The sequence below is a fragment of the Paraliobacillus sediminis genome, from assembly GCF_003426055.1.
The window spans coordinates 1,104,870-1,128,825 of the sequence record NZ_QJSI01000003.1 but is presented as its reverse complement, the minus strand read 5'-3'; the positions used below and the strand labels follow the sequence as shown (position 1 = coordinate 1,128,825).

The following is a 23,956-nucleotide window of genomic DNA, read 5'->3' as shown; positions in this document are numbered from 1 at the left end:
AAAGCGAAAGCCTTTGCTGACGTAGCAGGTAACAAGCTCATTATGTCGTAGTTGATGGGAATTGCGATAAAAGATATCGTTTTGGTACAATAGTACTACTAGATCGAAAAGTGTGTTCTTACTTCCCTTGTATAAACAAATGATTTTTTATTCTGTGGATAATTTTTTTGATGGAATGAGAAACAGATAGTCAGTACGTTAATTCGGTGCTTTTAATTTTTCCTTCTTCAAAAAAGTAATTATATTAATTAAACTATAAATTGTAAATAAAATTTTACATTAGGAAAGACTACTTTATGTGCTAATTCTATTCACATACAGTTAGCTTCCATGTATGATGAAGAAAGATAAGTTTTACATATAGGGAATGATTTTCATTTATTAATCTATTTTTTTTAGACAGAAAAACTGGGGGTTTTTACAATGAACGAAAGGATACTAATTGTTGATGATGAGGAATCGATTGTAACATTGTTACAATACAATATTGAAAAATCAGGTTTTAAAACGGAGGTTGCCTATACAGGAACCGAGGGTTTAGAGAAGGCAACAACAGGAATGTTTGATCTAATCATATTAGATTTAATGTTGCCTGAATTAGAAGGTACAGAGGTTTGTAAATTATTACGACAAAGAAAAGTCGAGACACCAATTTTAATGTTAACGGCAAAAGATGATGAGTTTGATAAAGTATTAGGATTGGAATTAGGGGCAGATGATTATTTAACAAAACCATTTAGTCCAAAAGAGGTTGTAGCTAGAATAAAAGCAATTTTAAGAAGATCAAATAAACAGCAAACCGAACTTGATCCACCAGTAATAAGAGTTTCAGAACTTTCGATTTATCCTGAACAATACGAAGCTATTATTCGAGATAAGACACTTTCATTCACTCGAAAAGAATTTGAACTTCTATTATATTTGGCAAAGAACAAAGGGAAGGTTTTATCTCGTGACCAACTTTTAAGTTCCGTATGGAATTATGATTTTGTCGGTGATACTCGTATTGTAGATGTGCATGTTAGTCATTTACGCGATAAAATTGAACCTGATACCAAACATCCTGTATATATAAAAACAATACGAGGACTTGGTTATAAAATGGAGGAACCTTTTTCATGATTCAAACCAATTTTCGTTTATTTTTCACGTACGTAGCTGTTGTTACAGTGATGTTGTGTAGTATTGGTTTTATTATGTTACCACTTGTCTCAGGAAATGATCAGATCATTGTTTTTTTAACATTACTAGGTAGTTTTATAATTTTTTTAGTTATTATTTATCAATTATTTGATCGCTATATTAAACCTGTACGTTCTGCTGCATCTGTAGCAGAGGAATTAGTGAAGGGAAATTATAAAACAAGAACATATGAAAATCATTATGGGGATGCAGGTAGATTGAGTAATGCAATTAACTTACTTGCGAGAAACTTGCAAGAAATGACGATACAAGAAAAGATTCAAGGAAGTCAATTACGCACGGTGATCGATAATATGGAAAGTGGCGTAATATTGATTGATGAACGTGGTTATGTCCACCTGGTAAATCGTAAATTTTTGAAAATTTTTGGTAAAAAGACGAAAGATTATATAGGTTATCTATATTATGATGTGTTAGAAGAAGAAAGAATTTATAAAGCGGTACAGGAAGCCTTTTTATATGAACAGAAAGTTAAAAATGCCTTCACGATTTCACTGGAAGTTGAAAAACTTTACATCGAAATTGGAGGTGCTCCAATTTTTAATGAAATAAATGAACTAAAAGGTGCAGTATTAGTTTTCCATGATATAACAGAATTGAAGCGTCTAGAACAAATGCGTAAAGACTTTGTTGCGAATGTATCTCATGAATTAAAAACGCCTATTACGTCAATCAAGGGTTTTGCAGAAACTTTATTAGATGAGAGTATGGATGATGATGCGATTCGAAATAAATTTTTAGAAATTATCTACAAAGAAAGTGAAAGGATTCAAGCATTAGTTAATGATTTATTAGAATTATCGAAATTAGAGAAAGATGAGATGCATATTCTCTATGAAAAGGTCAATATATCGGAATTGCTTGAAGAAATAACACCGATCGTACAACAACCAGCAACAAGAAAAGAAATTACGTTAGTAACGAATCTTGAACCTAATTTAATAATAGACGGAGATTTCGATCGGTTAAAACAAGTATGTATTAATTTATTGAATAACGCGATCAGTTATACGCCCGTTGGTGGAAAAGTTACTTTGGAAGTAAAGAAAGTCGTTGATAACTTGCATATTACTGTAATTGATACAGGAATTGGCATACCAGAAGATAAAATGAATCGCGTATTTGAGAGGTTCTATCGAGTAGATAAAGCAAGAAGTAGAAATACTGGTGGTACAGGTTTAGGTCTTGCAATTGTGAAGCATATTGTCGAAGCACATAATGGAACAATTAAATTAGATAGTAAAGTAGGAGAAGGTTCAACGTTTTCTGTGAAAGTTCCAGTCAACAAAAAATTTATATTAAAAGATTAAAAAAAGGCTGAAGAGCTTTTTTTTTTTGAATAAATATATGAATGACGATCATACATATTGAAGATTATCTGTTAGACAGTGATTTTTTTCTATTTTCAATTAAACATGGTAGAATATAATTGACATTATTAAAAAGAATTTCGTGAACATTTGGAAGGGGCCCTAATCAACAATGACCAATAAATTAGTATTAATAGATGGTAATAGTATTCTGTATCGCGCTTTTTTCGCTCTGCCATTACTGAATAATGATAAAGGTGTTTATACAAATGCAGTGTATGGTTTTACAACAATGCTGATGAAAATTTTAGAAACAGAAAAACCAACACATTTGCTTGTAGCATTTGATGCAGGAAAAACAACATTTCGTCATGAAACGTATCAAGAATATAAAGGTGGAAGACAGAAGACCCCACCAGAATTATCAGAACAATTTCCTTTAATAAAAGAATTACTTGATGCATCTTCAATTAAGCATTATGAGTTACCTAATTATGAAGCGGATGATATCATTGGCACACTAGCTAGAGTTGCTGAACAGGAATCTTTTGATGTTCGTGTTATTTCTGGTGACAAGGACATGTTGCAACTTGTAACGGATCGTGTACAAGTACAATTAACCAAAAAAGGGTTAAGTGATATTGATACATACACACCAGAATTTATGAAAGAGAAAATGGAAATCAATCCTGACCAAATTATTGATATGAAAGCTCTAATGGGTGATAGTTCAGATAATATACCAGGCATTCCAGGTATTGGTCAAAAAACTGCAGTGAAATTATTGAATCAATTTAATACGTTAGAGAAAGTTTTTGAGAATGTAGAATCAGTTACTGCTAAAAAGTTAAAAGAAAAGTTAGAAAATCATCAAGATGATGCATTTATGAGTAAACAATTAGTAACAATCAATTGTGAGTCTCCAATAAAAGTGGAATTAAAAGATACGCTTTACTCTGGATACGATACGAATAAGTTGAGTGCCATGTTTAAAGACTTGGGATTTAATTCACTATTAACCAAATTAACTGGTGAAGTCATTGTAGAAGAGAAAGAAGCACTTGAAGATGTTAGCATAGAAATACTAGATAACGTTTCAGCATCCCTATTTACTGGAGTAGAGGCGCTAGAGGTGGAGATATTAACGGATAATTATCACATTGCACCTATTGAAGGTTTTGGGATTGTTAATAAGGATCACAAATATTTCATTCCAACGGAGATTGCTGTTAAATCAGATGCATTTAAACAATGGGCGGAAGATCCAGATAAAGAAAAATGGGTATTTGATGCAAAGAAAGTAACAGTTTCTTTACTAAATCATGGAATTGTCGTTAGTGGAATTACGTTTGATTTATTATTAGCGTCTTATTTAATAGATCCTTCAGAGAATCATCATACCATTCCTGCGATCAGTCATCGCATGGGGCAAAAACAAGTGCTTTTTGATGAAGAAGTCTACGGTAAAGGTGCTAAACTACAAGTCCCAAGTCAAGACCAATTAGCGAATCATATCGGACGTAAAACAATGATGTTATTTGCTTTGAAAACACAGGTAGAAGAAGAGCTGGAAGCAAATCAACAGATTGAGCTATTGTATAAATTAGAATTACCGTTGGCGGTTATCTTAGGTAAAATGGAAGCCACAGGTGTTAAAATAGATCAAGATCAACTAAATGTGATGCAAAAAGAATTGAAAATTCGTTTAGATAAAATTGAAATTGAAGTACATGAACTTGCAGGTGAAGACTTTAATTTAAACTCCCCTAAACAATTAGGGCCCATTTTATTTGAAAAGTTAGAATTACCTATTATTAAAAAAACGAAAACAGGGTATTCGACTTCAGCGGATATATTGGAACAATTAAAACAAAAGCATCCGATTATACCTAAGCTATTGCTATATCGACAGTTACGAAAATTACAATCAACTTATATCGAAGGACTCTTGAAAGTGGTGAATCCCGATACAGGAAAGATTCACACGCGTTTTAACCAAGCGCTTACTCAAACAGGACGATTAAGCTCGACAGAACCTAATATGCAGAACATTCCGATTCGGCTAGAGGAAGGAAAGAAAATTAGAAAAGCTTTTATTCCTTCTGAAAAAGATTGGGTGATTTTCGCGGCAGATTATTCGCAGATTGAACTACGTGTGTTGGCTGATATCTCAAAGGATCCATTATTAGTACAAGCATTCCAAGAAGACATGGATATTCATACGCGAACAGCAATGGATGTATTCCATGTAGACGCACAGGACGTAGACAGCAATATGCGCCGTCAAGCAAAGGCTGTTAATTTTGGTATTGTATATGGAATTAGTGACTATGGTTTATCACAGAATCTTGGAATTACACGTAAAGAAGCAAAAGCATTTATCGAACGCTATTTTAACAGTTATCCAGGTGTGAAAACGTATATGGAAGAGATCGTTACAGAAGCGAAACAAAAAGGGTATGTCACAACTCTTATGCAGCGCAGACGTTATTTGCCAGATATCACAAATCGTAATTTTAATCTCCGTAGTTTTGCAGAAAGAACAGCAATGAACACACCGATTCAAGGTAGTGCAGCAGATATTATAAAAAAAGCAATGATCGACTTAGAACTTGCACTAAAAGAAAATAATTTGAAAGCACGTATGTTATTACAAGTACATGATGAATTGATAATAGAGGCACCTGAAACAGAAATTGAGATATTAAAAGAACTAGTCCCAAGGGTTATGGAAAATACTGTGTCATTATCTGTGCCATTAAAGGTTGATTATGCGTATGGCAAGACGTGGTTTGATGCAAAATAAGTGAGGTAGAAATGCATGCCAGAATTACCAGAAGTGGAAACGATTAGAAAAACGTTAATAGAGATGGTTGTCAATCAAAAAATTGAAGCTGTAACTGTTAATTGGGCAAAAATCATTAAAGAACCAGATGACCATCTAATCTTCAGTCAGTTAGTTAAGGGTGAAACAATTTTAGATATTCATCGAAAAGGTAAATTTTTATTGTTTGAGTTAACAAACTATACGCTTGTTTCCCATTTACGTATGGAAGGTAAATATGGTGTTTTTGAACAAGATACTCCCGTAACGAAGCACACACATGTAATTTTTCATTTTGAAAGCGGAAAAGAATTACGTTACCAAGATGTTCGTAAATTTGGAACAATGCACTTGTATCCAAAAGGAGAAGAGTTCTTAGTAAAACCATTAAACCAAATTGGTCCAGACCCGTTTGAAGAAGGATACACGTTTGATAAGTTATATGAAAAGATTCATAAAAGCCAAAGGGCGATAAAAAATATTTTGTTAGATCAGCAAGTTATAGCGGGCCTAGGTAATATTTATGTAGATGAAACGTTATATAAGGCTCAAATTCACCCTTTAACTAAGGGAGCTGAACTTAATAAAGCTGAGATAAAACGTCTGTTGAAACATGCAAAAGAAACACTAACAGAAGCTGTTGCACAAGGTGGAACAACCATTCGTTCTTATGTGAATAGTCAAGGCCAAATTGGAATGTTTCAGCAACAGTTATTTGCTTATGGACAAGAGAATACACCGTGTAAACGTTGTGGTGAACCAATTGTTAAAATAAAAGTTGCAGGCAGAGGTACACATCTATGTACAATATGCCAACCTATAAAGGAATAGGCGATTGACCCAATCTTTTTGCACAACTGTTTTGGACCTTCCATATACTACTCATGTGTTTTAACATGAATTTGTATGATGAAGGGGCTTGTGTTGTATGAAAGAATTATCAACCCTATTATTGTTGGCTTGTGCAGTTAGCTTAGATAGTTTTATGGTAGCTTTTACGTATGGATTACGTCAGATGAAATTAGCATTTCAATCTGTAATCATGATTGGTTTAATTTCAGGAACAGTCTTCCTCTGTGCTATGGCACTTGGGGATTGGCTTGGATCTTATCTATCTGAAAAAAGTGCCGAGATGATTGGTGGAGGATTACTCGTATTAATTGGCATATGGGTGCTTGTATCATTTTTTCGTTCGGATAGTTCTCACGAAAAAACGGAACCTTATGAGATTAAATTTGAAATTAAATCACTTGGCATCGTTATTCAAATTCTTAAGAAACCAATGATGGCTGATATGGATGAATCCGGGAATATAGCTGGAATTGAAGTGTTTATTCTTGGCTTAGCTTTATCGCTTGATTCATTAGGCGCAGGAATTGGAGCAGCTCTAATTGGTTTACCTGTTATTCTCTCTGCGATTGGAATCGGTGTAGCTACAAGTTTATTCTTATCACTTGGGTTGAAAAGTGGTGTAATTCTATCAGGATGGCAAGGATTACATCGTTTTAACTTTTTACCAGGTTTAATTTTAATTATCATAGGTGTTGTGAAAATGATTGGATGAAGATATCAATTACTTGAATCAAAATGAAAACCATGAAAACGATAGACAAGGGTGATAATGATCGATGACGAAAATAATCGGATTAACTGGAGGAATAGCTTCAGGTAAAAGTACAGTAGCTAATTTTTTTCGAGAAAAACAAATACCAATAATTGATGCAGATGTCATCGCAAAAGAAGTTGTTGAACCTGATAAAGAAGCTTATTTTAAAATAGTTGAAGCATTTGGTGAGGGTATTTTACAATCCAATCGCATGATTGATCGTAAAAAACTAGGTCATATTGTTTTCCAAGATAAAGTTGCAATAAAAAAATTAAATGAAATTGTTCATCCCTTTGTAAAAAGGGAAATGTCTAAGCAAAAAAATACTTATGTAAATGCGCAAGAAAAAATAATCGTTTTAGATATTCCATTACTATTTGAAAGTAAGTTAACATCTTTGGTTGATCAAGTTTGGGTGGTTTTTGTTAAGGAGTCAACACAATTAACTAGATTAATGAAACGCAATGATTTATCAGAATATGATGCTATCAGTCGTATACGCGCTCAAATTCCGTTAGATCAAAAAGCGGAGAATGCAGATGTTATTATTAATAATAATGGTTCAGTAGAAGATACAAAAAGGCAATTTGAAAAGTATATAAATCAAATATAAACCTATCTACGCAATTTGCTAAGATAGGTTTTATTTTGTGGATTTAGGGAAAAATAAAGGAAGTCAAAAGACTATTTTTGCAAAAAAAATCTTGCCAAACTTTTAAAAAACATATATAATTCGTTTGCATGTGCTTATGATAAATAATACATTATAAATATGTTATACTAATAGCAAATATTTTAAATAGGTGCATTAATGAATGCTTAAAGGGTTAGGACCTCTTTGGACTAACTTTCCCCCGTGGCAACTCATCCAGGTTTATTTAAAAGAGAAATGAATTAATAAATAAGGGGGAATTATCGAATGGATACAATGGGTAGACATGTTATTGCTGAAATGTGGGATTGTAATATAAATACTTTAAATGATATGGGACAAATAGAGAAGATATTTGTTGACGCGGCTTTAAAAGCAGGTGCGGAGATAAGAGAAGTTGCTTTTCATAAGTTTGCTCCACATGGTGTTAGTGGTGTAGTAATTATTTCAGAGTCGCATTTAACGATTCACAGTTTTCCTGAACATGGTTATGCAAGTATTGACGTATTTACATGCGGAGATATTATTGATCCAAATGTTGCTTGTGATTACATTTCAGAAGCACTAGAGTCTGGAAATTGTGAAAAAGTTGAATTGCCACGTGGTATGGGTCCAATTCAAGTACCTAAATATAATGTTCTTTAAATAATTTGATTTGCAGCCCCTTTGCTGGAATAAACAGTAAAAGGGTTTTTTTATCTAGTAAAACAAAAAAATAAACGCTTTGATATCGTTTTCTTATAGGAAACATGTTAGAATAATGGTAGAAGAATATAATGTGTAACTATAGATATTGAGGTGCAGTATATGGCGATTAGAGAATCAATTGATAAGTTTTTTAACAATCATTCGGAAACAAAAGACAAACATTGGGACAAACAATTACAAACACGCTATTTTAAAACGACAAAAGATAGAGCATTTAAGATAGTAGAAGCTTATTTTAAGAGTAAGCCAGGATGCGAAATAATTGCGATATCAGATGAGCATGGTGAAATTAGCTGCAACCTTAAACTTCGGAAAAAGGTTTTTATTACTGCAACCATTATCATGGTAAAACCATTTCGAACAGCGGTTGATTTCTCAGTTACAACGGAGTCCGTTCTACCTTTTGACCTAGGATATAGTCATAAACTAATTCCTAAGCTTTATGCTGATCTAAAAAAAGAAATGACACTTGTTGATTAGAATTACACACAAAGATAGATGGAATAAATGATAGGGATGATAACAGATGCGGTGCCCAAATTGTCAATATAAAAACACAAGAGTACTGGATTCGAGGCCAATAGAAGAAGGTCGGGCGATCAGAAGAAGACGTGAATGTGAAGAATGTGATTTTCGTTATACAACTTTTGAGCGTATTGAAGAAGTTCCTTTAATTGTTGTTAAAAAAGAGGGAATTAGAGAAGAATTCAGTAGAGAAAAATTACTTCGTGGGTTGATTAAAGCATGTGAGAAGCGTCCAGTTGCACTGCAACAATTGGAACAACTTACAATGGAAGTAGAGGACGAATTAAGGAGTCGTGGTACCGCAGAAGTACAAAGTCAAGAAGTTGGCGAATTAATTATGGACCGACTCTCATCAATTGATGAAGTTGCATATGTACGATTTGCATCTGTTTATCGCCAATTTAAGGATATTAGTGTGTTCCTAGATGAATTAAAGGATTTAATCAATAATTCAGATGATAAGTCGTAGATTATAGATGAGCCACGCGGCTCTTTTTTTCTTTCAAAATAGAAGGAGAGGGGGGAAATAATGCAACAACATATTGGAAAATTACTACCAGGTCATGGGTACGTAATAATGTCCGAACAACAACTTACACAAGCACACCTTCAAGCTTTAATGCAATTATATCAGCCATTAGTTGGTCTTCATGCAGTTTCACTCTACTTAACATTATCAAGTCAATTCTTTAGTACATCAAATCCAAATGATGTCCAGACACACCATATGTTGATGCAGTATTTAAATATACCTCTTCCTCAAATTTATGAAGCACGACAAAAATTAGAGGCGATCGGCATATTACAAACATTTCAATATGATGATGAAAACCAGACTAAATTCACTTATAAATTATTGCCACCTTGTTCGCCAGTTTCATTCTTTGAAAATGGTATGTTGTCCCAGTTGTTGTACCATCAACTGGGAGCTGATAAATATGATCAGTTATATCATATATTTAAAGATGAAAAAGTGACAACGCAGGATAAAGGTGTTAATGTTACGGCACACTTTACAGACGTTTTTAGTAGGAATAAAGCAAATGCAATAGTCGAAGTATCAGATGGTTTATCTGTAGATGATGAAAGTGATGGGCCTATGATTGGCAATCAAACAATTGACATGGATTGGTTGGCACAGTTATTGAAGCAGCGAATGTTACCGATTAATAAAATTCTGACAGCATCTAATATAAAATTGATAGAGCAAATGAGCGTATTATATCATTTGACTAATTTAGAAATTGAAAAAGCATTGTTGTGGGCCATTACAGATGAGAATAGTCTCAATCACAAGGAATTTAAAACTGCTTGTATGGATTTATCAGAAAGTATGCAAGCTCAACCAAAACATGCTCAGAATTTAGTGAATCAAAAAACGAATTATACAAAAAAGGAAGACAAGCCAAAAAATAAGCAAGATCAATTTATGCAAATGTTAGAAGAAAGAACACCAAAACAATTATTAGAAGATTTATCTAGTGGAAATCACGCTTCTCAACAAGATTTAAAAATAGTTGCTGATGTAATGTCATTACATGGCATATCACCTGGTGTTATGAACGTACTTATCCATTATGTACTTCTGAAAACAGATATGAAGTTAACAAAATCATATGTAGAGAAAATAGCTAGCCATTGGGCTAGAAAAAATGTGAAAACAGTTAGACAAGCTATTACACTAGCAAAATCCGAACATAACAAGTATCAAGAATGGGGAAACAATAAAAAGTCTTATTATAAGCCAGCCGGAAAAAAAGAGGTTGTGCCAGATTGGTTTAAGGAACAGAAGCAAACACAAGCTGCTAAAGAAAAAGAAAAAACTGTTCGTGATATAGAGCAAAAAGAAGATGTTAGTGAATTGTTACGTAAATATAAAGAGCAAAAATCAAATCATTCTTAAGGATGGTGCACATGGAACCAATTCAAACTTCATTAAAAAAATGGATGAGGGAAAATCAGTCTTTTCAAACCTTTTATAAAGAAATGAAGCAAGAGGTTTTACAAGATCCTGAAATTAAAAAGCTTTTAGGAGACCATCCGCTTTTATCTAATAAAGATATCGAAAGACAATTAATGAAATTATACGAATATCATTCACAAAATAAGGACTGTTCTAATTGTCCAACAAATGGCTGTGCTAATAATGTATTGCCAGGATATAAACCAAGGATAGAAATAGACGGTAAAGAAATTCGTTTAGCTTATGAGAAATGTAAGTACACATTACAGCAAGAAGAACAAAAAAGAAAATCATCTTTAATTAAAAGCTTGTATATGCCAAAAGATATCCTTCAAGCGTCAATTGCAAAATTGGATGATAAAGATGAAAAACGACATAAAGCGATTAGAGAAGTTGTCACGTATATTAGTAAAATAAGTGGTGAGCTACCTGAAAAAGGTTTGTACTTTTACGGTCCTTTTGGAGTAGGTAAAACATACTTTTTAGGTGCTATTGCAAATGAGTTAGCGGAAAAAAACATTGCTTCTATGTTAATTTATATGCCTGAATTTGTTCGTGAAATCAAGTCTTCATTCAAAGATGATTCATTAAATGAAAAAGTAGAAAAGTTTAAAAAGGTGCCTGTACTTATGATAGACGATATTGGTGCTGAATCAATTTCTTCTTGGTTTCGTGATGAGATTTTAGGATCGATATTGCAGTATCGTATGATGGAACGCTTACCAGTGTTTTTTAGTTCTAATTTTAGTTTAGCTCAATTAGAAAAGCACTTAGCAACATCAACTAAAGGTGATATTGAGGAACTTAAGGCAGGTAGAATCATAGAGCGGATTAAGCAAGTAAGTAAAGAAGTCGCGATATTTTCTGAAAATCGTAGAGGAGAATAACCTGCTTTTAAACATGTACGACACAAAAAGACCGAGTTGGATTGATATCCTCCTCGGTTTTTTTATGCACTAATTTTAATGAATATATTGACAACGTATAATTATAAGTTATTATGTATAAATATTAACTGAATTCGGAGGTGTTAAAATATGAATATAACAATTAGTCAACGATCACCCAAAAAAGATGATTTCATAAAATTGCATCAAACGACGGGATGGAATAAAGCTGGTATATATACATATGATCAGCTTTTTAGTGCGATTTGCAATAGTTGGCATACTGTCTCTATTTATTGTAATAATAATTTAATAGGGTTTGGTAGAATTCTTTCAGATGGAATATATCAAACTTTCATATGTGATGTTATGGTCGATCCGAATTATCAAGGAATGGGAATTGGAAGAAAAGTTATCACGGCTCTTCTTGATAAGTGTGATAGTTCAGGGATAAAATCGGTTCAATTATTTAGTGCTAAAGGAAAACAACATTTTTATCAAAAATTCGGATTTGAGGAAAGAGATATGGATTCACCAGGCATGTCGCTGTTTCTATAATAGTGAAGCTTTTTATGTAACAGATTTTTATAGTGTAAAAAAGCATGTTTTCATCACTAGTCCCATATAATGTAACAGTTTGATTGTGATGAGGATGAGGGACATGTTAAATGTGTATTTGGAAAAAGAGCAAGACGCAAAGTTGTTTAGCAAAAAGCTAAGTTATTATGAATTTGATTGGCATTTGGAACATAAAGGGGGGTTTTATTTTGAAATAAAGGAGCAGTTTTCTTTTCAAAAGCTTGATAATACGATTGCGCTCTTATTAATGGAACTATGGATGACACATACAAAAAAAGAGCATATTTCAGAAATAATACGTTATAATTATTACTATCAGAATGATGAAGAAATAGATCATATTCTAGAAATAGCAATGGAAATGATTTTAGGGGATGAGCTTTCTTTTTTTACAACCTCAAATGAAATAAAAGAAACAATTTTTGAATGGTTTAGCCAGTACACAATAGATGGCGTATTAGACTATGAGGCATGTGTACAGGCTAATCAACTAGCAGCTGACACTATTTTATTAGAGCTTGTAGGCAGAGCAATTGATGAATGGAAGCAAGAAGAGGAATATCAATACTTCGTACATGCTATACGTGAATATGTAGCTAACAGTTCAAGTAAATGTGAAAATGTCTATATGGTGCAAAGGAAAAAAAAGTTCTTGTTTTATAGAGAAGATGGACACTTATACACAACCAAAGAATTAAAGATGTTAATTAAGCAAGAACCAATGTATATCGTTGGATTAGATGAAAATGAATTAAACTTAACACCTTTATTAGCTTTAATGCCGAAGTTCATTTATATTTATGGTGATGATCCATTAGAGAGTAAAACAGTTTCATTGCTGAATATATTTGAAGAACAGGTTACATTTAAACCGTTAAGTGATTTTCCATTCGCACTTGTTTAAATTTTAGATACATGCTTGATTTTTTCAGTGGATAGCTTTATAATACAAGTCATATTAAGAAGCATAAAAGTATTGATAAGGACTTGATTTTGTAAGACGATCTATAGAGAAGGAAGTATTTGCTGGGAGCTTCCTGTTCAGTCTACAATAATTACCACCTTTGAACTCTGGGTTTGAAAGCTAAATTAGTGATTAGAACACAGCGTATTCTCTACGTTACAGGGCAAATGAAGCTGAATCGAACGTTTTTGATTCGGAAATTAGGGTGGAACCACGAGCTAACGCTTGTCCCTTTGCTATGAGGCAGAGGGATAAGCGTTTTTATATGGACTTTTTCAATACGCGCTCTGCTATCATTTTATTTATTTTATATAAGGAGTGAATCACATGTCAGATCAATTAGTTATTACTTTTCCAGATGGAGCAAATAAGGAATTTCCTCAAGGTACGACAGGAGAAGATATTGCACAATCAATTTCACCAGGTTTAAGAAAACAAGCATTAGCTGTTACTTTAGATGGCACATTCTTTGATTTACGCACAGCCCTACCTAAAGATGGTAAAATTGCAATTATTACGAATAAACAAGATGAAGGTATAGAGATTATGCGTCATTCAAGCGCACATGTAATGGCTCAAGCTATTAAGCGGTTATACGGTGATGACGTTAAATTAGGTGTTGGTCCTACTATTGAGGATGGCTTTTATTATGACATCGATATGGACCATTCACTTACACCAGAAGACTTACCGAAAATCGAAAAAGAAATGCAACGAATTATTGATGAAAATGTAGAATTCATTCGTGTTGAAGTCTCACGTGATGAAGCCAAAAAGCGTTTTGAAGCAATTGGTGATAACTTAAAACTAGAATTATTAGATGCTATTCCGGAAGATGAAACTGTAACAATCTATGAACAGGGTGAATTCTTTGATTTATGTCGAGGTGTTCACATTCCTTCAACTAGTAAAATTAAAGTCTTTCAATTATTGAGTATCTCGGGTGCTTATTGGCGTGGTGATAGCAATAATAAAATGTTGCAACGCATTTATGGAACAGCGTTTGCTAAAAAGACAGACTTAGATGACTATCTTCGTTTTCGTGAAGAAGCAAAAGAACGAGATCATCGTAAGTTAGGTAAGGAATTAAATTTATTTACAGTTTCTCAAAAAGTAGGACAAGGTTTACCTTTATGGTTACCTAAAGGTGCAACCATCCGTCGTACAATAGAACGTTATATTGTTGATTTAGAAGAACGTCTTGGCTATGATCATGTATATACACCAATCCTTGGAAATGTTGAATTATATAAAACCAGTGGGCACTGGGATCATTATAAAGATGACAACTTCCCAATACTTGAAATGGATAACGAAGATTTAATGTTACGTCCGATGAACTGTCCGCACCATATGATGGTTTATAAAAATCAACTATATAGCTATCGTAATCTGCCAGTTCGTATTGCAGAATTAGGAATGATGCACCGTCACGAGATGTCTGGAGCATTAGCTGGTTTACAACGTGTTCGAGCAATGACATTAAATGATGCACATATCTTTGCTAGACCGGATCAACTAAAAGATGAATTTATTCGTGTAGTTGAGCTAGTACAAAATGTTTATAAAGACTTCGGTATCGATGACTACTATTTCCGCTTATCTTATCGTGACCCAGAAGATAAAGAAAAATATATTGATAATGATGAAATGTGGAATAAGGCTCAATCACTTTTAAAAGAAACAATGGAAGAAATGAATTTAGAATTTGTTGAGGCAGAAGGCGAAGCGGCGTTTTATGGTCCAAAATTAGATGTGCAAGTAAAAACAGCTTTAGGTAAAGATGAAACATTGTCAACTGTTCAATTGGACTTCCATCTTCCAGAGCGTTTTGACTTAACTTACATTGGTGAAGATGGTAAGGAACATCGTCCTGTCGTTATTCACCGTGGTGTCGTCTCAACGATGGAACGTTTCGTAGCGTTCTTAATTGAAGAATACAAAGGTGCTTTTCCAGCATGGCTTTCACCAATACAAGCAAGAATTATACCTGTATCTGCATCCGTTCACGCAGATTATGCGAAAAAAGTGGAAGATGCATTGCGATTTGCTGGTATTCGTGTGGATGTAGATGAGCGTGATGAAAAAATTGGGTATAAGATACGTGAAGCGCAAACACAAAAGATTCCTTTCTCACTTATTGTAGGCGATAAGGAAATGACAGATGGGGCAGTTAATGTTAGGCGATATGGTGAGCAAGATTCTGAGACAATAGGTTTAGACGAATTTATTAAAGTGATAAAAAAAGAGATAGAAGAAAAAGTATTGCATCATAAGTAAAATAAGGTTATATTTAATTTAAGACAGATGTTGTTTTGACATCTGTCTTTTATCTTGTAAAGAACACGCAGTGAAAATAAAATAATTGACAGCACTATAATAGCATGTTATGATTTTATAAGTGAAATTGAATATGATCGAAAGACAAGTAGAGGCACCCGCTTCTCGCCTGATTGACGCATGTAAAGTGTAGTTTCCAGGTTAACATTCTGATTATTAAACAGAAGATGTGTGTGGGTGCAGTGTGTACCGACACTTTTTTTATGCATATAATTAACTAGCTTGTCAGATGGCTGTTGGTAAAGGTCAAGATTACTTTTTTAAAATAATAGTAATCGATCATAAATCATGACGCTTTTAAAAATTCACGGAGGTGGCTGATTATTAGCAAAGATATGAACGTCAATGAGAAAATTAGAGCACGTGAAGTGCGACTCATTGATTCTAATGGGGATCAACTTGGAGTTAAAACTCGTCAAGAAGCATTGGAAATTGCTCAAACAAGAGAATTAGACCTTGTTCTTGTTGCACCGACAGCAAAACCGCCGGTGTGTAGAATAATGGACTTTGGTAAATTCCGTTTTGAACAACAGAAAAAAGAAAAAGAAGCCCGTAAGAAACAGAAAATCATTAATCTTAAGGAAGTACGCTTAAGTCCTGGGATAGAAGAACATGATTTTAATACGAAGCTTCGCAATGCTAGAAAGTTTCTTGATAAAGGTGACAAGGTTAAAGTTTCGATTCGTTTCCGCGGACGTGCGATCACCCATAAAGAATTAGGACAGAAAGTATTAGTACGCATGGCTGAAGAATGTAAAGATCTTTCCACAATTGAGCAAAGACCAAAAATGGAAGGTCGCAGCATGTTCTTAACGCTTGCACCAGTAAACGAAAAATAAGAATTAGCTTAAATGTTTTGAAGGAGGAACTAATCATGCCAAAAATGAAAACACATAAAGGCTCACAAAAACGATTCAAAAGAACAGGTTCAGGAAAACTGAAACGTTCACACGCATATACTAGTCACTTGTTTGCTAACAAGTCACAAAAACAAAAACGTAAATTACGTAAAAGCGCAGTTGTTTCTGCCGGTGATTACAAACGCATCAAACAAATGGTACCATACAAATAAAAAATGGAATTCGTTGATATATCTAGGAGGGAATTACAATGGCACGTGTTAAAGGTGGAACAGTTACACGCAAGCGTCGCAAACGCATATTAAAACTTGCAAAAGGATATTATGGTTCAAAACATGCGCTATTTAAAGTAGCAAAGCAACAAGTATGGAAATCAGGTCAGTACGCTTATCGTGACCGCAGAAACAAGAAACGTGACTTCCGTAGATTATGGATTACACGTATCAATGCTGCTGCACGTTTAAATGACCTTTCATATAGTCGTTTAATGCACGGTTTAAAATTAGCTGGTATCGAAGTTAATCGTAAAATGCTTGCTGAATTAGCAGTTAGTGATGAAAAAGCTTTCACACAAATTGCAGACCAAGCAAAAACTGCTTTAAAATAGTTTTACTAAAAGAAGAACTGTTTTCTCATCGTGAGAAAGTAGTTCTTCTTTTTATTAGGTGCTTACAGTAATACAATTTGTTTTAAAACGACGTAATAGATGAAAACTGCGACGTACCAGAAGCCCCTTATCCGCTACGGAAGCAAATGGTCTCCCTTTCCGCAGGCACGGCTTCAGCTAACTCGGATAAGCAAAGATCGCTTTCCGAGTGGATCTTCAGCCCGTGCTGTTCCTGCTGGAGAGTCGACCATTTGCTTCCTTCGCTAGAAAGAACTTAATGTTCGAAAAGGTCTGTTATCGTTGATAAAGCAAATTCATCAATAAACATATTACTGACCAGCGATGAAAATCCACTACGACTCCTGCAGGAACAGCGCGATCTGAAGATCCACTTGGAAGTGTCTTTCTTCCAAGTTAGCTGAAGACGTGCCTGCGGAAAGCGTAGTGGATTTTCAGAGCGAAGTAATCTGTTGAGTTACGTCGTAGTTTATGAAAATACCGTCTTCATTTAAATAAAAAAGGAAAGAAGGAAAATAATGAAGTACATTATCATTTATGTCTTTTTGGTTAATTTGATTGCTTTTATATTGATGGGCTTAGATAAGCGGAAGGCAAAGAAAGGAAAATGGCGTATACCTGAAAAGACGTTATGGTTTAGTGCAGTAATGGGTGGTGCATTTGGCAGTTTACTAGGCATGCAGCTGTTTCGACATAAGACAAAGCATAAAGCATTTACGATTGGCATGCCGTTGGTTATTATGTTACATATAACAATTATAATTTTGATTTACTGGTATATCTAAAAACTGTCATAATAGCTCGTCTCTTGTCATATAGTTAATAGTGTAGACACATCTAGAGGGGGCTTACTATGGAATACATCAGTGTTTACGTTATGACAGTCGTTCAAACAGGAGGAGTTTTTGCTCCACTATTGTTTATTGTCTTACATTTATTACGTCCGCTTTTATTTCTGCCAGTCGTTTTTCTATGTATAACGGGCGGGATATTATTTGGTGTGATTCCAGGAATTATTTATTCTGTAATAGGGATCACGATATCTAGCTTTATTTTTTACAAAATGACAAAGCGTATGCCAGCAACAATGGATAGGTTTGTTAGAATGAAACAAAAAATAATAGGAGAACATGCAAATTTTACAACAGGGCAAATTGCTATTTTGCGCCTTATTCCGTTTATTCACTTTCACCTGTTATCACTATGTATTATAGAAATCTCCGCACAACTAAAAGATTATATGCGTACATCCTTTGTATCAAACGTACCACTTGCAGTTGTTTATACTTCTATCGGCAGATCAATTACGAACTTTTCCCCGTTAGTTGCAGGCAGTGTAATACTTGGTATTCTGCCACTTTTGTACATTTTAAGAAGAAAAGAGATACGCATAGGCTGGCAGGACTTTTTTAACGTAAAGCCGTCCAATGCAGGTATATAGCAAATAAAAAATTGAAACGAGTATAAACTAAACTCGTTTCAATTTTTTATGAGTAATAAACTATTTATTGGTTGTTTCCACTCTACAGTTGCGTATGGATAGTGAATTAAGATTTCCTCTTCAAGAAAATATAAATCATTACGTTCCAAACCTTTCAACGCATCAGGATTATGTGTTGAAACACTAATGTTGATTACATCAAAGGAATTCTCTGTTGTACCAAGATACTTTTCTCCTTCAAATAAAATTCCTTTATATGTCATTAGAAAGTTCTTTTTGATATTATCAGATTCATCAAGAAAATAGAATGCTCTTTTATTCTTTGCTACCTCTAACTTTCGTTTCGGATTAATAATATATTGATATACGGTGTAGAATAAAAAGGCAATAGCGACAAATAGTAATAAACGGAATATAAAAACTATAATCATTTTCACCGACTCCTTGTCAAGTAAACAGTTCTTTAACTATCTACGAATGATACTACTATTAGGTTTCACTTTTTTCATGTTATAATAAATGTTGTTTAAAAAAAGGTTATACATAAGGGAGATTTTTATGGATTGGTTAAAATTATTTACCATGCAAGAACAACTTGATACTTATATTCAAACAAATCATCAGATACATGCAAATGATTTGTTTGATAAAAAAATATTAGCGTTATTAGTTGAAGTTGGAGAACTAGCTAATGAAACGCGCTGTTTTAAATTTTGGAGTAATAAAGCGCCGAGTGAGAAGGCAGTTATTTTGGAAGAATACGTTGATGGTGTTCATTTTATATTATCTATTGGAATTGACTTGGGTTATACAAAAGAAACATTTGAAGGCGAGCCAATAGAGGGTGATGCAACGGCTCTGTTTAACCTTGTTTATGAGAAGATAAATCAGCTGAAAAAAGAACCAACAGTCCTAAATTACAAAGAACTATTTACTGCTTTTTTACGTTTAGGGGAAGTGCTTGGTTTTCAAGAAGAAGATATTCAACAAGCCTATTTCGAGAAAAATAAAGTTAATTTCACAAGACAAGATACCAATTATTAAGTAATAATCTTTGAATATAAAGAGGCGGAAGTCTATAATTGATGGTGTTAGAAGGAGGAAATACATAATGGCAAAATTAAATGAAAAGTTAACAATGCTTAAAGAATTAACAGATGCAAAAGGAATATCAGGTAATGAAAGAGAAGCGCGTGAGGTTATGGAAAGGTATATCTCTCCATACGCTACAGAGGTTTATACCGATAATCTTGGTAGTTTGATCGCCAAAAAAGTAGGCCAAGAAGATGGACCAAAAATTATGATTGCAGGTCACCTAGATGAAGTTGGTTTTATGGTGACACGAATAGATGATAATGGTTTTATTTATTTTCAAACGATTGGTGGCTGGTGGGGGCAAGTAATGTTAGCACAACGTGTCACAATTGTGACAGCTAATGGTGACATCACTGGTATTATAGGATCAAAACCACCTCATATCATGCCTGCTGAGGCACGTAAAAAGCCAGTAGAAATAAAAGATATGTTTATTGACATCGGTGCAACAAGTAAAGAAGAGGCAGAGTCCTTTGGCGTACGCCCTGGTGATTCAGCTGTCCCATACTTTGAGTTCACGCAAATGAAAAATGAGAAGTTACTTCTAGCGAAAGCATGGGATAACCGCATTGGCTGTGCTATTGCTATTGAAGTCTTAAAACATTTAAAAGGCGAAGAACATCCAAACGTTGTCTATGGTGTTGGAACCGTGCAAGAAGAAGTTGGGTTACGTGGTGCGAAAACAGCGACAAGTGTGATAAAACCTGATATTGGTTTTGCAGTTGATGTAGGTATTGCGGGTGATACACCAGGAATTTCACCAAAAGAAGCGGACAGCAAGATAGGTGAAGGACCTCAGATCGTATTATTTGACGCTTCAATGATTTCACATAAAGGTGTTCGGGACTTTGTTGTTGGAACTGCGGATAAGAACAACATTCCATATCAATATGCAACACTTGCTGCAGGTGGTACTGATTCAGGATCGATTCATCTAACAGCAAATGGTGTTCCTGCTCTATCAATTGGTATTGCTTCCCGTTATATTCACACCCATGCTGCGATTATCCATCAGGATGATTTTGATAATGCGGTAAAATTAATTGTTGAAGTAATTAAAGGTCTAGATGCTGATAAAGTGAAAGAAATAACATTTGGTTAATTGCATAAAAAAAGTGACGAAGATTAGAAAATCTTCGTCACTTTTTAGTGTTTATGCTAAATAGCTATTCATTACTTTTTTAACATAATTCTGTGTTTCTTTAAATGGTGGTATACCATCATATTTATCAACGTTACCTTGTCCTGCATTATAAGCCGCTAATGCTAATGTAGTATCACCATCATAGCGATCAAGCATCTGACTCAAGTATTTCGTACCACCAAAGATATTTTGTTGCGCGTTGAAAGAATCAGTGACACCCAGGCCTTTTGCTGTAGCAGGCATAAGTTGCATATATCCTTGTGCACCTGCACTACTAACTGCATTTTGGTCATAATTTGATTCAGCTTTGATTACGGATTGAATTAAACTCTTATCAACACCATACCTTGAAGCAGCTTGTTCAATAATATCAGTTACATCACCTGAGATATTTTGCTGAACTGGAGAGATTGTATTATATAAACTTTTGTTCGTCAGTGTATTAGATTGTATACTTTCACGACTGGAAGAAGTATCGTTTGTTGTTGAGGTCAATTCACTCATCATCATTTGGAACATTTCTTCAAACATCGAGGAGCTAGAAGAATTAGTTGAGCTGTTTGATGAGAAATTAGACATGGCTTGTGCCTGCATCATATTTTGCAACAATCTGATATCCATTAATGTACCTCATTTCGTTCTATTATTACTTCTATTTTAACGGATGGGCTCTATTATAGCAATTAGTATTTATCTTTTGAAAAAAACAAAAAGAGTTGCTCAAATGAACAACTCCATGTAATCGATCACTACTGTATTTGTTTTACACCTTGTTCTAATAAATCAAGCATTTCTTTTTGCTCACTTTGATCAGATTGTTGCCAAATTAATTCAAATAATACACCTAATCCAGGTAACATTTTTTCTTCGCCACTTTCAATAGCATCAACTATTGTTGCTTCTAATTGTGATTGATCATTATCTGATACATTAGCCAAAATTGCTTTACGTAGATTTAAATCCATACATTCACCCCGTTATAATATATTTTTACTACTATTAGTTTGACCAGACCTAGTAAAAATATGTATGATAGGGAAGAGAATAAATAAAGGATGAATATAATGATTACATCAGTAAAAAATGAAACGATTAAACAATGGAATAAATTAAAAATCAAGAAACATCGTGAGCTTCAGCAACTATTTTTAATAGAGGGATTGCATCTTGTCCAAGAGGTACTAAGCAGTGATTGGATGGTAGAGGCTATTGTTCTGCAAGAGGGTGTTCAAGTACCAGCAGGCGTTTCAATAGATGAAATTACGTATGTTACGGATAACGTAATGCAACATCTTACAGATACGAAAGCACCACAAGGAATTGCTGCGGTTGTTCAAATGAAAGAATTGGATATCATAAAAAACGAAAAACTGTTATTACTTGATGCGATTCAAGATCCTGGAAATGTTGGAACAATGATTCGAACTGCCGATGCAGCAGGTTTTGATGCTGTGGTGTTAGGTGATGGAACAGTTGATCTTTATAATGATAAAGTAATTCGAGCATCACAAGGATCACTTTTTCACTTACCGATTGCAAGAAAGAATCTACTAGCATACACAAAGGAATTAAAAGGACAGAATGTGAGCATTTGGGGTTCAACATTAGAACAAGCAAGTCCAATTCAAGAGATAGCCATTCCAGAAAAAATAGCATTAATTGTTGGAAACGAAGGTGCTGGAGTTGCTCATAATTTGTTAGAAGAAGCAGATCAACGGGTCCATATCCCAATCTATGGCCGAGCAGAGTCTTTAAATGTTAGTGTGGCAACGGGTATCATGCTCTATCAAATTGTGGCAGCAAAACAATAAAGCTAATTTTTAAGAATATTAGTTGCATCTTTCTTTGGAATTTTCTATAATAAGACAAGATACATATATACTTACAAGCAACGAAAGAGTCAGTAAACTTTATAACGATTCGATGATTCAGGGAAAAGAAGCCTTAGACTGTAAGCTTCTTGCATTGGGTAAAGTTGAAATTTCACTCTGGAGCTGGCGTTTAGACCTTTATTATGAAGTAAAAACGTTCCGGAATTAATTCCGTTATCAAGTTAGAGTGGGCAAATATTTTTTTGTCAACAAGGGTGGTACCGCGATTCGAAGCCTCGTCCCTTTTATGGGATGAAGGCTTTTTATATGCGTAAATTTAACGGAAAAAGAAAAAATTTAAGGAGGTTATTTCATGAAAGAACGTTTACAAGTGTTACAAGAAGAAGCTTTAGCGAAAGTTGAAGAGGCTTCAACAGTAGAAGCACTACAGCAAGTTCGTGTTTCCTACTTAGGAAAAAAAGGGCCGATCACAGAAGTATTAAGAGGAATGGGTAAACTATCTGCTGAAGAACGCCCAGTTATCGGTGATTTAGCTAATAAAGTTCGTGAAGCTATTGCGACACAATTAGATGAAAAGAAAGCAACACTAGAAACAAAAGCTTTAGATGAAAAACTATTAACTGAAAAAATTGATGTTACGTTACCAGGTAGGCCGGTTCAGGTTGGAGGACCACATCTATTAACAAGTATTGTTGAAGAAATTGAAGATTTATTTATTGGGATGGGCTTTGAAGTGCGTGAAGGTCCAGAAGTAGAAACAGATTATTATAATTTTGAAGCATTAAATTTACCAAAAGACCACCCAGCTCGTGATATGCAAGATTCATTCTATATTACAGAAGAATTGTTATTGCGCACACATACTTCTCCTGTTCAAGCACGAACAATGGGTGAATATAAAGGTAGCAAAGCAGTGAAAATGATTTGCCCTGGAAAAGTTTATCGCCGTGATACGGATGATGCGACACACTCGCATCAGTTTACACAAGTCGAGGGTCTATATGTTGATAAAGATGTTAAAATGAGTGATTTAAAAGGTGTCTTAAATCAATTCGCTAAACAATTTTTTGGAGAAGAAAGAGAAATTCGTTTACGTCCAAGCTTTTTCCCGTTTACAGAACCATCAGTTGAAATGGATATTTCTTGTAAGGTTTGTGGTGGAGAAGGCTGTTCTGTTTGTAAAAACACAGGCTGGATTGAAATTCTTGGTGGCGGTATGGTTCACCCAGATGTATTGGAAATGGCCGGATATGATCCTAAGGTCTATAGTGGCTTTGCGTTTGGAATGGGACCAGAGCGTATTGCAATGTTGAAATACGGTGTCGATGATATTCGCCATTTTTATACGAATGATGCTCGATTCTTAAAACAATATCATAAAGCGTAACTAGGAGGGAT

Annotated in this window: 26 protein-coding genes and 3 other annotated features; of the genes, 23 read left to right on the top strand and 3 right to left on the bottom strand. The window is 34.3% G+C overall.

The window, feature by feature from the left end; all coding sequences use genetic code 11:
* Positions 1-423 precede the first annotated feature (423 nt).
* The 19 genes from D2K60_RS18495 (at position 424) to D2K60_RS18405 (ending at position 18,487) form a co-directional block, all read left to right on the top strand.
* Positions 424-1,122, top strand: a complete 699-nt coding sequence (locus D2K60_RS18495) for a response regulator transcription factor (RefSeq protein WP_117170546.1) — start codon at positions 424-426, stop codon at positions 1,120-1,122.
* A complete protein-coding gene (gene pnpS / locus D2K60_RS18490) occupies positions 1,119-2,513 on the top strand; it encodes a two-component system histidine kinase PnpS (RefSeq protein WP_117170545.1) in 1,395 nt (464 codons plus the stop codon). The genes D2K60_RS18495 and pnpS overlap by 4 nt, the downstream gene beginning before the upstream one ends.
* Before the next feature lie 172 nt (positions 2,514-2,685).
* Entirely contained in the window at positions 2,686-5,319 is a 2,634-nt protein-coding gene (gene polA, locus D2K60_RS18485; protein ID WP_117170544.1) for a DNA polymerase I, read from the top strand.
* A 15-nt stretch (positions 5,320-5,334) separates the two neighbouring features.
* Complete coding sequence (gene mutM, locus D2K60_RS18480) at positions 5,335-6,168, top strand: DNA-formamidopyrimidine glycosylase (RefSeq protein ID WP_117170543.1); 834 nt, start codon at positions 5,335-5,337, stop codon at positions 6,166-6,168.
* A 97-nt stretch (positions 6,169-6,265) separates the two neighbouring features.
* Positions 6,266-6,901, top strand: coding sequence for a sporulation membrane protein YtaF (gene ytaF / locus D2K60_RS18475; protein WP_117170542.1), 636 nt, complete (start codon positions 6,266-6,268; stop codon positions 6,899-6,901).
* Between the two features lie 64 nt (positions 6,902-6,965).
* Positions 6,966-7,556 (top strand): dephospho-CoA kinase, encoded by a 591-nt coding sequence (gene coaE / locus D2K60_RS18470; protein WP_117170541.1) that lies wholly within the window; start codon positions 6,966-6,968, stop codon positions 7,554-7,556.
* A gap of 306 nt (positions 7,557-7,862) precedes the next feature.
* A complete protein-coding gene (gene speD / locus D2K60_RS18465) occupies positions 7,863-8,240 on the top strand; it encodes an adenosylmethionine decarboxylase (RefSeq protein WP_117170540.1) in 378 nt (125 codons plus the stop codon).
* A 162-nt stretch (positions 8,241-8,402) separates the two neighbouring features.
* Positions 8,403-8,783: a cytosolic protein gene (locus D2K60_RS18460; RefSeq protein WP_117170539.1), complete on the top strand. Its 381-nt coding sequence runs from the start codon at positions 8,403-8,405 to the stop codon at positions 8,781-8,783.
* 46 nt (positions 8,784-8,829) lie between these two features.
* On the top strand, positions 8,830-9,297 hold the full coding sequence (nrdR, locus tag D2K60_RS18455) for a transcriptional regulator NrdR (RefSeq protein WP_117170538.1): 468 nt from the start codon (positions 8,830-8,832) through the stop codon (positions 9,295-9,297).
* A gap of 60 nt (positions 9,298-9,357) precedes the next feature.
* Complete coding sequence (locus D2K60_RS18450; protein ID WP_117170537.1) at positions 9,358-10,731, top strand: replication initiation and membrane attachment family protein; 1,374 nt, start codon at positions 9,358-9,360, stop codon at positions 10,729-10,731.
* A gap of 11 nt (positions 10,732-10,742) precedes the next feature.
* The gene (dnaI, locus tag D2K60_RS18445) at positions 10,743-11,678 is read left to right on the top strand and encodes a primosomal protein DnaI (protein WP_117170536.1); all 936 of its coding nucleotides are present in this window, start codon (positions 10,743-10,745) and stop codon (positions 11,676-11,678) included.
* Between the two features lie 150 nt (positions 11,679-11,828).
* A complete protein-coding gene (locus tag D2K60_RS18440; protein ID WP_117170535.1) occupies positions 11,829-12,236 on the top strand; it encodes a GNAT family N-acetyltransferase in 408 nt (135 codons plus the stop codon).
* A gap of 103 nt (positions 12,237-12,339) precedes the next feature.
* Positions 12,340-13,161, top strand: coding sequence for a sporulation protein YtxC (gene ytxC / locus D2K60_RS18435; protein WP_162880790.1), 822 nt, complete (start codon positions 12,340-12,342; stop codon positions 13,159-13,161).
* Positions 13,162-13,224: 63 nt separating this feature from the next.
* Positions 13,225-13,457, top strand: a binding site (T-box leader).
* A 91-nt stretch (positions 13,458-13,548) separates the two neighbouring features.
* Complete coding sequence (gene thrS, locus D2K60_RS18430) at positions 13,549-15,501, top strand: threonine--tRNA ligase (RefSeq protein ID WP_117170533.1); 1,953 nt, start codon at positions 13,549-13,551, stop codon at positions 15,499-15,501.
* 140 nt (positions 15,502-15,641) lie between these two features.
* Positions 15,642-15,769 (top strand) — a sequence feature (ribosomal protein L20 leader region).
* A 127-nt stretch (positions 15,770-15,896) separates the two neighbouring features.
* Positions 15,897-16,400, top strand: coding sequence for a translation initiation factor IF-3 (infC, locus tag D2K60_RS18425; protein ID WP_117170532.1), 504 nt, complete (start codon positions 15,897-15,899; stop codon positions 16,398-16,400).
* Positions 16,401-16,435: 35 nt separating this feature from the next.
* Positions 16,436-16,633 (top strand): 50S ribosomal protein L35, encoded by a 198-nt coding sequence (rpmI, locus tag D2K60_RS18420; RefSeq protein WP_117170531.1) that lies wholly within the window; start codon positions 16,436-16,438, stop codon positions 16,631-16,633.
* Between the two features lie 38 nt (positions 16,634-16,671).
* Positions 16,672-17,028 carry a 50S ribosomal protein L20 gene (gene rplT / locus D2K60_RS18415; RefSeq protein WP_117170530.1) on the top strand — a complete coding sequence of 119 codons (357 nt, stop codon included), beginning with the start codon at positions 16,672-16,674 and terminating at the stop codon, positions 17,026-17,028.
* A gap of 536 nt (positions 17,029-17,564) precedes the next feature.
* A complete protein-coding gene (locus tag D2K60_RS18410) occupies positions 17,565-17,831 on the top strand; it encodes a DUF1294 domain-containing protein (protein WP_117170529.1) in 267 nt (88 codons plus the stop codon).
* A gap of 68 nt (positions 17,832-17,899) precedes the next feature.
* Complete coding sequence (locus D2K60_RS18405) at positions 17,900-18,487, top strand: TVP38/TMEM64 family protein (RefSeq protein ID WP_117170528.1); 588 nt, start codon at positions 17,900-17,902, stop codon at positions 18,485-18,487.
* A 38-nt stretch (positions 18,488-18,525) separates the two neighbouring features.
* Here D2K60_RS18405 and D2K60_RS18400 read toward each other — a convergent pair whose 3' ends face one another.
* Positions 18,526-18,915, bottom strand: coding sequence for a sigma-w pathway protein ysdB (locus tag D2K60_RS18400; protein WP_117170674.1), 390 nt, complete (start codon positions 18,913-18,915; stop codon positions 18,526-18,528).
* Between the two features lie 130 nt (positions 18,916-19,045).
* Between D2K60_RS18400 and D2K60_RS18395 the strand changes: the two genes are divergently transcribed.
* Positions 19,046-19,531, top strand: a complete 486-nt coding sequence (locus D2K60_RS18395; protein ID WP_117170527.1) for a dUTP diphosphatase — start codon at positions 19,046-19,048, stop codon at positions 19,529-19,531.
* A 67-nt stretch (positions 19,532-19,598) separates the two neighbouring features.
* Complete coding sequence (locus tag D2K60_RS18390; protein ID WP_117170526.1) at positions 19,599-20,684, top strand: M42 family metallopeptidase; 1,086 nt, start codon at positions 19,599-19,601, stop codon at positions 20,682-20,684.
* A 51-nt stretch (positions 20,685-20,735) separates the two neighbouring features.
* Here D2K60_RS18390 and D2K60_RS18385 read toward each other — a convergent pair whose 3' ends face one another.
* Positions 20,736-21,347: a lytic transglycosylase domain-containing protein gene (locus tag D2K60_RS18385; protein WP_117170525.1), complete on the bottom strand. Its 612-nt coding sequence runs from the start codon at positions 21,345-21,347 to the stop codon at positions 20,736-20,738.
* 128 nt (positions 21,348-21,475) lie between these two features.
* Positions 21,476-21,691: a small acid-soluble spore protein SspI gene (gene sspI, locus D2K60_RS18380; protein ID WP_117170524.1), complete on the bottom strand. Its 216-nt coding sequence runs from the start codon at positions 21,689-21,691 to the stop codon at positions 21,476-21,478.
* A gap of 99 nt (positions 21,692-21,790) precedes the next feature.
* Here sspI and D2K60_RS18375 point away from each other — a divergent pair, with 99 nt between their 5' ends.
* Together D2K60_RS18375 and pheS are read left to right on the top strand one after the other, a co-directional pair.
* Positions 21,791-22,537, top strand: coding sequence for a TrmH family RNA methyltransferase (locus D2K60_RS18375; RefSeq protein WP_117170523.1), 747 nt, complete (start codon positions 21,791-21,793; stop codon positions 22,535-22,537).
* Between the two features lie 71 nt (positions 22,538-22,608).
* Positions 22,609-22,844, top strand: a binding site (T-box leader).
* 66 nt (positions 22,845-22,910) lie between these two features.
* Positions 22,911-23,945, top strand: coding sequence for a phenylalanine--tRNA ligase subunit alpha (pheS, locus tag D2K60_RS18370; protein ID WP_117170522.1), 1,035 nt, complete (start codon positions 22,911-22,913; stop codon positions 23,943-23,945).
* The last annotated feature ends 11 nt before the right edge of the window (positions 23,946-23,956 follow it).

What these genes read in the sequence shown, in the direction of transcription:
- pheS (WP_117170522.1), top strand. Translation starts at nt 22,911, where the DNA reads ATGAAAGAACGTTTACAAGTGTTACAAGAAGAAGCTTTAGCGAAAGTT.
- D2K60_RS18460 (WP_117170539.1), top strand. Translation starts at nt 8,403, where the DNA reads ATGGCGATTAGAGAATCAATTGATAAGTTTTTTAACAATCATTCGGAA.
- ytaF (WP_117170542.1), top strand. Translation starts at nt 6,266, where the DNA reads ATGAAAGAATTATCAACCCTATTATTGTTGGCTTGTGCAGTTAGCTTA.
- dnaI (WP_117170536.1), top strand. Translation starts at nt 10,743, where the DNA reads ATGGAACCAATTCAAACTTCATTAAAAAAATGGATGAGGGAAAATCAG.
- sspI (WP_117170524.1), bottom strand. Translation starts at nt 21,691, where the DNA reads ATGGATTTAAATCTACGTAAAGCAATTTTGGCTAATGTATCAGATAAT.
- thrS (WP_117170533.1), top strand. Translation starts at nt 13,549, where the DNA reads ATGTCAGATCAATTAGTTATTACTTTTCCAGATGGAGCAAATAAGGAA.
- pnpS (WP_117170545.1), top strand. Translation starts at nt 1,119, where the DNA reads ATGATTCAAACCAATTTTCGTTTATTTTTCACGTACGTAGCTGTTGTT.
- D2K60_RS18440 (WP_117170535.1), top strand. Translation starts at nt 11,829, where the DNA reads ATGAATATAACAATTAGTCAACGATCACCCAAAAAAGATGATTTCATA.
- speD (WP_117170540.1), top strand. Translation starts at nt 7,863, where the DNA reads ATGGATACAATGGGTAGACATGTTATTGCTGAAATGTGGGATTGTAAT.
- D2K60_RS18395 (WP_117170527.1), top strand. Translation starts at nt 19,046, where the DNA reads ATGGATTGGTTAAAATTATTTACCATGCAAGAACAACTTGATACTTAT.
- nrdR (WP_117170538.1), top strand. Translation starts at nt 8,830, where the DNA reads ATGCGGTGCCCAAATTGTCAATATAAAAACACAAGAGTACTGGATTCG.
- rpmI (WP_117170531.1), top strand. Translation starts at nt 16,436, where the DNA reads ATGCCAAAAATGAAAACACATAAAGGCTCACAAAAACGATTCAAAAGA.
- infC (WP_117170532.1), top strand. Translation starts at nt 15,897, where the DNA reads ATGAACGTCAATGAGAAAATTAGAGCACGTGAAGTGCGACTCATTGAT.
- mutM (WP_117170543.1), top strand. Translation starts at nt 5,335, where the DNA reads ATGCCAGAATTACCAGAAGTGGAAACGATTAGAAAAACGTTAATAGAG.
- ytxC (WP_162880790.1), top strand. Translation starts at nt 12,340, where the DNA reads ATGTTAAATGTGTATTTGGAAAAAGAGCAAGACGCAAAGTTGTTTAGC.
- polA (WP_117170544.1), top strand. Translation starts at nt 2,686, where the DNA reads ATGACCAATAAATTAGTATTAATAGATGGTAATAGTATTCTGTATCGC.
- D2K60_RS18390 (WP_117170526.1), top strand. Translation starts at nt 19,599, where the DNA reads ATGGCAAAATTAAATGAAAAGTTAACAATGCTTAAAGAATTAACAGAT.
- D2K60_RS18495 (WP_117170546.1), top strand. Translation starts at nt 424, where the DNA reads ATGAACGAAAGGATACTAATTGTTGATGATGAGGAATCGATTGTAACA.
- D2K60_RS18450 (WP_117170537.1), top strand. Translation starts at nt 9,358, where the DNA reads ATGCAACAACATATTGGAAAATTACTACCAGGTCATGGGTACGTAATA.
- D2K60_RS18385 (WP_117170525.1), bottom strand. Translation starts at nt 21,347, where the DNA reads ATGGATATCAGATTGTTGCAAAATATGATGCAGGCACAAGCCATGTCT.
- rplT (WP_117170530.1), top strand. Translation starts at nt 16,672, where the DNA reads ATGGCACGTGTTAAAGGTGGAACAGTTACACGCAAGCGTCGCAAACGC.
- D2K60_RS18405 (WP_117170528.1), top strand. Translation starts at nt 17,900, where the DNA reads ATGGAATACATCAGTGTTTACGTTATGACAGTCGTTCAAACAGGAGGA.
- D2K60_RS18410 (WP_117170529.1), top strand. Translation starts at nt 17,565, where the DNA reads ATGAAGTACATTATCATTTATGTCTTTTTGGTTAATTTGATTGCTTTT.
- coaE (WP_117170541.1), top strand. Translation starts at nt 6,966, where the DNA reads ATGACGAAAATAATCGGATTAACTGGAGGAATAGCTTCAGGTAAAAGT.
- D2K60_RS18375 (WP_117170523.1), top strand. Translation starts at nt 21,791, where the DNA reads ATGATTACATCAGTAAAAAATGAAACGATTAAACAATGGAATAAATTA.